The sequence below is a fragment of the Kordia sp. genome (assembly GCF_050633145.1).
GTDB lineage: Bacteria > Bacteroidota > Bacteroidia > Flavobacteriales > Flavobacteriaceae > Kordia.
In genome coordinates, this window is record NZ_JBOEFY010000060.1 from 50,488 (window position 1) to 60,072 (window position 9,585).

Genomic DNA, 9,585 nt, shown 5'->3' on the forward strand with positions numbered 1-9,585 from the left:
TTAGTAGCATGATATTAGTAACTGGTGGAACAGGATTGGTTGGTGCGCATTTATTAGCACATTTAGTACAAACAGAAACGCGCATTCGAGCAATTTACAGAACGTCCGAAAAGCTGGAATCCGTTAAAAATGTATTTGGTTATTATTTTGATGATGTTACAACTCATTTTGATAAGATTGAATGGTTAAAAGCTGATGTGACCGATGTTCCTTCGTTGGAAAAGGTATTTCCTGACGTTACGCACGTGTATCATATAGCTGCTTTGATTACATTTGATCCGAAATTGTTTGAAAATCTTCGCAAAATAAATATTGAAGGAACTGCTAATATGGTGAATTTATCCATTGCGTACGGCGTGAAAAAATTCTGCTTTGTAAGCTCGGTTGCTGCCATAGGAGAAAATACAGATCCTAGCGTTCCTATTACCGAAGAAACCCATTGGAACGCAGAAATTGACAATAGTGTATACGCCATTTCAAAATACGGTTCGGAAATGGAAGTTTGGCGCGGTTCGCAAGAAGGTTTGGATATGGTGATTGTAAATCCTGCTATTATTTTGGGTGCTGGATTTTGGCGCGGTGGCGGAAGTGGCTCGTTATTTAGACAAATTGATAAAGGATTAAAATATTACACCAAAGGAATTTTAAGCTATGTTGATGTTGTTGATGTCGTTTCTGTGATGATTCAACTGATGAATAGCAATATTAAAAACGAACGTTTTATTCTCGTTGCCGAAAATTGGACGGTAGAAAAGTTTTCCAAAACCACCGCAAAAGCATTGAATGTAAAACCTCCTAAGAAAGAAGCCAGTTCCTTTTTGTTAGGAATTGCTTGGCGAATGGATTGGTGGCGACAATTTTTTACAGGAAAACACCGCAGATTGACACGATCGACTTCAAAATCAATTCAATCACAAACATTTTTTGATAGTAGTAAGATTCAAGAGGCATTGAACTTTACGTTTACACCGATGGAAGAAACTATTGCGCGTGTGAGTGAGCGATATAAAAATAGTTAATTGAATTACTATATATGAAAAAGTGTATTAATGTACTTTTAATTCTAATTGTAGCAACCGCCTGTAGAAGTTCAAAATCTGGAGAAAGTTATGGAATGGTCATAAATCCTATTTCTGATGAAATAAAAAAAGATATTCAAATAATTAAGCTCAAAAAAAGTACTGGAGTCATTTTTCCATCTGGATATGAAAGCAACCTTACTGGTAATCAATCTAAAAGCAACAGATTCACACCTTCTATAGAGGAAGTAAAAAATGCAGAAATAGAGATCCAAAAACAATATTTAGAAGCCAATAGAAGGTTTGTTTACGAACAAGTGTATACTAGGAATAAACAAATTTATGGTGACCAAAAAATTAATAAGCAAAAAGAATATTCGGATATAATGAAGTGGGTTGTTATCGAAGCTAAAAGGCTTCCAAAATTTGACCGTCAATATATTGGATATATCGAAAATGGAGAGAAAAAATTATTCATAATCTTCATCGATTTCAGCAAAGATCCTTATAATTTGAAAAAACAATTAACAAAAAGTGTCATTTTTGGTTGGCATGGATGGTTTAGTAGCAATGTTAGAATGGAAAAATATAATATGAATACAAAAGTATTATCCGTTCATTAAAAAATTATTATCCATCATTCTCCGCTTTTCCAAATTTAGGTTTTGGTTTTGCAACAGAATCTTTGTTTTTATTTTTGCGTGCTAATTTTTTAGCTTTTTGAATGGAATCCCTACGTTTTTGCTCAGCTTCTAGTTCTTTTCCAACATCTTTACGTTCTTTAGTTAATCTGGCTTGTACAATACCATAAATTTCACTGTACACTGTTGGGTTTGCTGCGTAATAATTATTGCTATCTACAAATTGCAGGCTATCCGTATCGTGCTTTTTGTATAAATACGTGTCTAAATGCATATAACTATCTTCCAACTTCTTTTTGTTCACTCCTTTAATGGAGTTCACCAAAGTTATGTCGTATAGAATTTCTGCCATTTTCTCTTTTGACAATAAATTGCTAGGCTTTGGCACAGCTTCTTCTTCACAAGAAACTATAGTGAGTACTACAATTAGTATGAATGCTATATATCTGTTCATTATCTGTTAAATTCTAATTGTTTTCCGTGGCGTTTTTCAGAAAATGTTCCTTCTCTGTACGCTAAATTTCCGTTTAGAAATGTATGTGTAACAGTGCTATCAAGCGTTACGCCTTCAAACGGAGACCAACCACATTTGTATAGTACATTATCTCTGGTAACTGTGTATGATTTTTCTAAATCGACCACTACTAAATCTGCGTAATATCCTTCTTTAATAAAACCTCTGTCTTTTACTTGAAACAATCGCGCTGGATTGTGACACATTTTTTGAACAATTTTTTCTAGAGAGATTTTACCTTGTTTATGCATCTGAATCATGGCATTTAATGCGTGTTGCACTAATGGTCCGCCAGAAGGTGCTTTTGTATATGGATTGTTTTTTTCTTCTAATGTATGTGGTGCATGATCGGTAGCAATAACATCAATTCTGTCATCTAACAAAGCTTCCCATAATTGATCTCTGTCGCTCGCTGTTTTTACCGCAGGATTCCATTTGATATGCGTTCCTTTTTCTTTGTAATTTTCATCCGAAAACCATAAATGATGAATACATACTTCTGCTGTAATTTTCTTCTCTTCTAACGGAATCGAATTGTCAAACAAAGCCGTTTCTTTTCCTGTAGATAAGTGAAAAACATGCAAACGCGCTCCAGTTTTCTTTGCAAGTTCAATTGCTCTTGAAGAAGAAATATAACAAGCTTCTTCACTTCGTATAATTGGGTGATATTCAATTGGAATATCGTCTCCGTATTTCTCTTTATATTCGGCTAAATTCTTTCTAATTGTTCCTTCATCTTCACAATGTACAGAAATAACCATATCTGTACTTGAGAATATTTTTTCTAAAACTGCAGCATCATCAACCAACATATTTCCTGTGGAAGAACCTAAAAATAATTTTAACCCAGCAACTTGTGTTGTGTCAACTTTTAAGATTTCGTCTAAATTATCATTCGTTCCACCAAACATAAACGAATAGTTAGCAAATGATGTTTCTTTAGCAATGTCTAGCTTTTCCTGAAACTTCTCAATGGTAGTTGTTTGCGGATTTGTATTTGGCATTTCTACAAAAGATGTAATTCCGCCTGCTATTGCTGCTCTCGATTCAGTTCCAATATTTGCTTTATGAGTCAATCCAGGCTCTCTAAAATGCACTTGATCATCAATTACACCTGGAAAAACATGCTTTCCTGCGATATCGATAACCTCATCGACTACGTCTGAAAGATTTGTGCCAATTTTTGCAATTCGTTCGCCTTCAATTAAAATATCGGCAGTTTGTACTGCGTCTTCACTAACAATTTGTGCGTTTTTTAGTAGTATTTTATGCATTGCGTTTTGTTTTAGTAAACATACTTCTAACTTTCATCTTTATAATTCCAAAAACAGCTTCCGAAAATATAGAGCTGTCCATTTTAGATTCTCCTTTAGTTCTATCGGTAAAAATAACCGAAACTTCTTTGATATTGAAACCGAGTTTCCATGCTTTAAATTTAAGTTCAATTTGAAACGCATATCCTACAAATCGGATGTTATCTAAACCAATTGTTTCTAGTACTTTTCTACGATAGCAAATAAATCCGGCAGTAGTATCATGAATACGAATTCCTGTGATGAAGCGTACATATTTTGAAGCAAAATACGACATCAATACACGATTCATTGGCCAGTTAACCACATTCACACCTTTTACATAACGTGAACCAATAGCGACATCTGCGCCTTCTTCTTGGCAAGCCGCTAACAAACGAGTTAAATCTGATGGATTGTGTGAAAAATCAGCATCCATTTCAAAAATATATTCGTAATCGCGTTCCAATGCCCATCGAAAACCATGAATATAAGCCGTTCCCAAACCTGTTTTGGCTTCTCGTACTTCTAAAAATAGCTGGGTTGGGTATTTTTCTTGAAGTTCAATGACTTTTTTGTGCGTTCCGTCAGGAGAATTGTCGTCTACAATCAAAACATGGAACGCCTTTTCTTGAGCAAAAACTGCTTCAATAATGGCTTCTATATTATCAATTTCGTTATACGTTGGTATGACTACAATTGCGTCTGACATTTTCTAAAATTAAGATAATACCAAATAAACTTTAAAATAACCGATAAATTTGTTTCTATTTCCTTTATATTTTCAATATAAAACAGAACCGTAACTAAGGCTATGCTTATATTTTCTATTTCATCTAAAGAAACTATAATTCAAATTTTACATCAATCATTTTAAAGCTTACTTGATACAACAAAAGTAAACAAATTATAAGTTTTGAGGCTCACTAAATTATTTTGTCCTAAATTTTTATGTATTATTTAACATACTTGTTAATTTTACCAAATGTTATCTACTATTGAAAGAACTATAATTTCTAAAGATTGGCTCACACTATTATTTGTAACAACTTTGTGTTTGCTTGTAATAACACGTTTTGCATTTCAGAAAAAACTTTCTTTATTTTTAGGATTCCTTTTCTCTAATAAGTATCAGACTCAAGTAGAATCTAAGCAAGAAAACATCATTAACGGATTTACTTCTATTTTGTTTTTTGTACAAGTAATTTCGTTTTCTATTTTCGGATATATTGCCGTTGTTTTTTTTCGTCCTCACTTAATTAATGCGCCATATTTATTTGTAAAAATCATCTCATTTATGATGTTTTTCATTGTAATTAGGTACATTATTGAAAAAATTATGGCGGTTATTTTAGATATTGAACCGTATATAAATGCGTATAACTTTCATAAAATTAACGCTAGAAACCTCTTTGGTTTATTCTTGATTCCCATAAACTTAGTGCTTGTATACTACGATTATAAGAATAATGTTATATTTTTCTCAGTAATTTTTATATTTCTATCTTATAATCTCATTGTATTATTTTTTCTACTAAAGAATTATCAAAAATTGATAATCAGCAAGTTGTTTTATTTTATTTTGTATCTTTGCGCACTTGAAATTGCCCCTTATTTAGTTATCTATAAATTATTAATTGAATAACGCGACATATAAAAATTTAGGTTTATGAAAGTAAAAACCATTTTAGTTTCTCAACCGGAACCAAAAATTGAGAACTCACCTTACTCGAGGCTTATTGATAAGCAAAAGGTAAAAATCGATTTTAGGCCGTTTATCCACGTTGAAGGTGTTAGTGCAAGAGATGTACGTCACCAAAAGATAGATTTGACAAAGTTCACTGCTATCATCTTAACTAGTAGAAATGCGGTTGATCACTTTTTTAGAGTGGCAGAAGAAATGCGCTTCAAAGTGCCTGATACAATGAAATACTTTTGTCAGTCAGAAGCAGTAGCTTACTATTTACAGAAGTATGTAGTATACAGAAAACGTAAAATTTATGTTGGTAAGCGTACATTTCAAGAATTGTCTCCTCTTATTAAAAAATATAAGGACGAATCATTCTTGTTACCATCTTCTGATGCATTAAAGGCCATCATTCCAACCACACTAGATTCATTGAATGTAACATGGGAACGCGGTGTGTTTTACAAAACCGTTGTAAGTGACCTATCAGATTTACGCAATGTGTATTATGACATTTTAGTGTTCTTTAGTCCATCAGGAATTAAATCATTATTAGCTAATTTCCCAGACTTTGAGCAAAATGACACCCGTATTGCCGTTTTTGGAAATACAACCGTAAAAGCAACAACAGAAGCAGGTTTAAGAGTAGATATCAAAGCTCCAACACCAGAAACGCCATCAATGACAATGGCACTAGCAAAATACATTGACGAAGTAAATAAGAAATAATTACTTTCGTATACATAATTTAAAAAAGCGTATATCCATTACAGATATACGCTTTTTTTGTTTTTGGGTTGTTATCGTTTAAACTAGTTAGCTTATTGGGCCACCAGCCAGAATTTCTTCATTTGCATATGCTGAAAACTGTGCAAAGTTTTGTTTGAATGAGTTCGATAATTCAGAAGCTTTTGCATTGTATGCGTCTGCACTTTCCCATGTATCAATTGGATTTAATACTTCATTTGGAACATTTGGACAATCTTTTGGCATTGCCAATCCAAAAATTGGATGCGTTTGATAGTCTACAGCATTTAACTTTCCTTCTAATGCCGCACTAATCATAGCACGCGTATATTTTAATTTCATACGTCTTCCTGTTCCGTAAGGTCCACCAGTCCATCCTGTATTCACTAACCAAACATTTACACCAGCTTCTTGCATTTTCTCACTTAGCATTTCTGCATACTTAGTTGGGTGCAACGGCATAAAAGGCGCTCCAAAACACGCAGAGAAACTTGGCACAGGCTCATTGATTCCAGCTTCTGTTCCAGCAACTTTTGCTGTATATCCAGAAATAAAATGGTACGCTGCTTGTCCTGGTGTTAATTTTGAAATTGGAGGTAACACACCAAAAGCATCTGCTGTTAAAAAGAAAATGTTTTTAGGATTTTTACCTATAGATGGTACTTGAATATTTTCGATATGATAAATTGGATAACTTACACGTGTATTTTGTGTAATAGAAGTATCCGCAAAATCTACATTTTTATTTTCATCTAACACAACGTTTTCAAGAATTGCTCCTTTTTTAATTGCGTGATAAATTTCTGGTTCTTTTTCTTCACTTAGATCGATTGCTTTTGCGTAGCAACCACCTTCAAAATTAAAGACTGTATTTTCGTTTGTCCAACCGTGTTCATCATCACCAATTAACTTACGTTCTGGATCTGCTGATAACGTCGTTTTTCCTGTTCCCGACAATCCGAAGAAAATAGCAGTATCACCATCTTTACCAACATTTGCACTACAGTGCATTGGCAATGTATTTTTGAATACTGGTAAAATAAAATTCAACGCAGAGAAAATTCCTTTTTTGATTTCTCCTGTATAACCAGTTCCTCCAATAAGTGCAATTTTCTTTTCAAAGTTCAAAATAGCAAAGTTATGTTGGCGCGTTCCATCAACTTCAGGGTTAGCCATAAAGCCAGGTGCATTTACAATAAGCCATTCTTCTTCAAAACCGTTCAATTCTGCTTCTGTTGGACGCAAAAACATGTTGTAAGAAAACATATTACTCCATGGATACTCGTTTACGACACGAATATTTAGCTTGTAATTTTCGTCAGCACAAGCATATGCATCACGCACATATACTTCTTTTTCTGATAAATAATCAACAACTTTATCATACAACTTATCAAAAGCAGCTGGTTCAAAAGGAATATTGATGTCTCCCCACCAAACTCTATCTTCTGTTATGCTGTCTTTTACTATAAATCGGTCTTTAGGTGATCTTCCAGTAAACTCTCCTGTATTTACAGTGATAGCTCCAAAAGAAGTTTCAACTCCTTGTCCCTTTTGTATAGTTTCGTCATGTAATTGGTCTGAGGAAAGTTGGTAGTGCGCTTTCGCATCTTTAATTCCGTATTGATTTAACGAAATCGTTTTCGTTGAGAAGGTGTTATTCGTCATAACTTTTAACTCTTGTTGTGTTTTTTGTAAAGAGCAAAAGTATAAATATTTTTATAGATACCACATTTTAAAGCGATTTTATCTGCTTAAATTAAAAAATGTAGCCTCATTTTTAATAATACCACAATTTTAGGTTGTTTTATCTATTTTCAACCTAAAGAAACTAACGATAAGAAGCAACCATCCAACAATCAATAAAACTCCGCCAATCGGCGTTATAAAACCTACTGAGCTGATATCTATAGAAGTTACATCTTTAGTTACTAAAAGGTAAATAGAACCTGAGAAAAGTATAGTTCCCCACAATACAAACACATAGATTAATCGTTGCATTTTAGGTGAGATAAACCCAGAAATTCCAACAACCAACAATAAAAACGCATGATACATTTGGTAACGCACACCTGTTTCAAACGAAGAAATTTGGTCTACACTCAATACTTTTTTGAGTCCATGCGCTCCAAAAGCTCCTAAAATAACTGCCAAGCAACCTAAGATTGCACCTGTAATCAATATTTTTTTTCTCATAAAATTGCGAAGTTATTTTTATAAATGTAACATTTTGCTACATTCGTGTTATATTTGTGTTTTTACAAAATTACGCAACAAAACCCACATATGCGAAACATTTTAATTATTGGCGCAGGAAAATCTGCTTCATACCTCATTAAATATTTTTTAGATAAAAGTCATACTGAAAATTTACATATAACTGTTGGAGATATCAACATTGAAAATGCACAAAAACTAGTTGGAAATCATGAAAATGCTTCTGCTATTTTGTTAGATGTTTTTAATGCAGAAAGTCGAAAAGAAGCTGTCGAAAAAGCGTCTATCGTTATTTCAATGCTACCTGCGCGTTTTCATATTGAAGTCGCTAAAGATTGTGTTCATTTCGGTAAAAACATGGTAACTGCTTCATACATCAGTAAAGAAATGCAAGCACTTGACGAAGCCGTAAAAGAAAAAGGCTTGGTATTCATGAACGAAATTGGTGTTGATCCTGGAATTGACCACATGAGCGCCATGGAAGTGATTGATCGTATTCGTGATAATGACGGAAAAATGATTTTGTTTGAGTCATTTACAGGCGGATTAGTCGCTCCAGAGAGTGATACCAACTTATGGAACTATAAGTTTACATGGAACCCTAGAAATGTTGTTTTAGCTGGACAAGGCGGAACCGCAAAATTTATTCAAGAAGGCACATATAAATACATTCCATACAACCGATTATTCCGCAGAACGGAATTTTTGAGCGTAGAAGGTTACGGAAAGTTTGAAGCCTATGCTAATCGCGATTCGTTAAAATATAGAAGCGTATACGGTTTGGATGATATTTTAACCTTATACCGTGGAACTATTCGAAGAGTAGGATTTTCAAGAGCATGGCAAATGTTTGTAATCTTAGGAATGACAGATGATAGCTATACTATTGAAAACTCTGCCGAAATGAGCTATCGCGATTTTGTGAACTCGTTTTTACCATACAGTCCAACAGATTCTGTAGAATTGAAAATGCGTCACAATTTAAAGATCGATCAAGATGATACACTTTGGGAGAAGTTGTTGGAGCTAGATATTTTTAATCCGAAGAAAAAAGTAGGTTTAGAAAATGCTACACCAGCTCAAATTTTACAAAAAATATTGATGGATAGCTGGACACTTGCACCAAATGATAAAGACATGATTGTTATGTATCATAAGTTTGGTTATGAGAAAGCTGGCAAAAAATATCAAATTGATTCTAAAATGGTAATTTTAGGTGAAGATCAAACATATACCGCAATGGCAAAAACAGTTGGTTTACCTGTAGCAATTGCAGCTTTAAAGATATTGAATGGCGAAATTAACACACCTGGTGTACAATTGCCAATTACCAAAGAAGTATACACGCCAATTTTAAAGGAATTGGAAGATTACGGAGTTATATTTAAAGAAGAGGAAGTTCCTTATTTTGGATATGACCATGATAATATGTAGGCTTTGGATTTTCGATTGTTGATTGTTGATTGTT

General features: G+C 33.6%; 10 protein-coding genes. 5 read left to right on the forward strand and 5 right to left on the reverse strand.

The window, feature by feature from the left end; all coding sequences use genetic code 11:
- The first annotated feature begins 8 nt into the window (after positions 1-8).
- On the forward strand, positions 9-1,019 hold the full coding sequence (locus tag ACRBBL_RS22955) for an NAD-dependent epimerase/dehydratase family protein (protein ID WP_431371437.1): 1,011 nt from the start codon (positions 9-11) through the stop codon (positions 1,017-1,019).
- A 14-nt stretch (positions 1,020-1,033) separates the two neighbouring features.
- Entirely contained in the window at positions 1,034-1,642 is a 609-nt protein-coding gene (locus ACRBBL_RS22960; protein ID WP_431371438.1) for a hypothetical protein, read from the forward strand.
- Positions 1,643-1,649: 7 nt separating this feature from the next.
- Here the strand turns inward: ACRBBL_RS22960 and ACRBBL_RS22965 are convergent, their stop codons facing one another.
- The 3 genes from ACRBBL_RS22965 to ACRBBL_RS22975 are packed head-to-tail and all read right to left on the reverse strand — an operon-like array spanning position 1,650 to position 4,178.
- Positions 1,650-2,114 carry a DUF4296 domain-containing protein gene (locus ACRBBL_RS22965; RefSeq protein ID WP_431371439.1) on the reverse strand — a complete coding sequence of 155 codons (465 nt, stop codon included), beginning with the start codon at positions 2,112-2,114 and terminating at the stop codon, positions 1,650-1,652.
- Positions 2,114-3,448 (reverse strand): dihydroorotase, encoded by a 1,335-nt coding sequence (locus tag ACRBBL_RS22970; protein ID WP_431371440.1) that lies wholly within the window; start codon positions 3,446-3,448, stop codon positions 2,114-2,116. The genes ACRBBL_RS22965 and ACRBBL_RS22970 overlap by 1 nt, the downstream gene beginning before the upstream one ends.
- Positions 3,441-4,178, reverse strand: a complete 738-nt coding sequence (locus tag ACRBBL_RS22975; RefSeq protein WP_431371441.1) for a polyprenol monophosphomannose synthase — start codon at positions 4,176-4,178, stop codon at positions 3,441-3,443. The genes ACRBBL_RS22970 and ACRBBL_RS22975 overlap by 8 nt, the downstream gene beginning before the upstream one ends.
- A 273-nt stretch (positions 4,179-4,451) precedes the next feature.
- Here ACRBBL_RS22975 and ACRBBL_RS22980 point away from each other — a divergent pair, with 273 nt between their 5' ends.
- Entirely contained in the window at positions 4,452-5,111 is a 660-nt protein-coding gene (locus ACRBBL_RS22980) for a DUF4271 domain-containing protein (protein WP_431371442.1), read from the forward strand.
- A 24-nt stretch (positions 5,112-5,135) separates the two neighbouring features.
- Positions 5,136-5,882: a uroporphyrinogen-III synthase gene (locus ACRBBL_RS22985; RefSeq protein ID WP_431371443.1), complete on the forward strand. Its 747-nt coding sequence runs from the start codon at positions 5,136-5,138 to the stop codon at positions 5,880-5,882.
- Positions 5,883-5,969: 87 nt separating this feature from the next.
- Here ACRBBL_RS22985 and pckA read toward each other — a convergent pair whose 3' ends face one another.
- On the reverse strand, positions 5,970-7,568 hold the full coding sequence (gene pckA / locus ACRBBL_RS22990; protein WP_431371444.1) for a phosphoenolpyruvate carboxykinase (ATP): 1,599 nt from the start codon (positions 7,566-7,568) through the stop codon (positions 5,970-5,972).
- 129 nt (positions 7,569-7,697) lie between these two features.
- The gene (locus tag ACRBBL_RS22995; RefSeq protein WP_431371445.1) at positions 7,698-8,096 is read right to left on the reverse strand and encodes a DUF423 domain-containing protein; all 399 of its coding nucleotides are present in this window, start codon (positions 8,094-8,096) and stop codon (positions 7,698-7,700) included.
- A 90-nt stretch (positions 8,097-8,186) separates the two neighbouring features.
- On the opposite strand from ACRBBL_RS22995, the gene ACRBBL_RS23000 reads away from it, so the two are divergent.
- Positions 8,187-9,551, forward strand: a complete 1,365-nt coding sequence (locus ACRBBL_RS23000; RefSeq protein WP_431371446.1) for a saccharopine dehydrogenase family protein — start codon at positions 8,187-8,189, stop codon at positions 9,549-9,551.
- Positions 9,552-9,585: the final 34 nt, after the last annotated feature.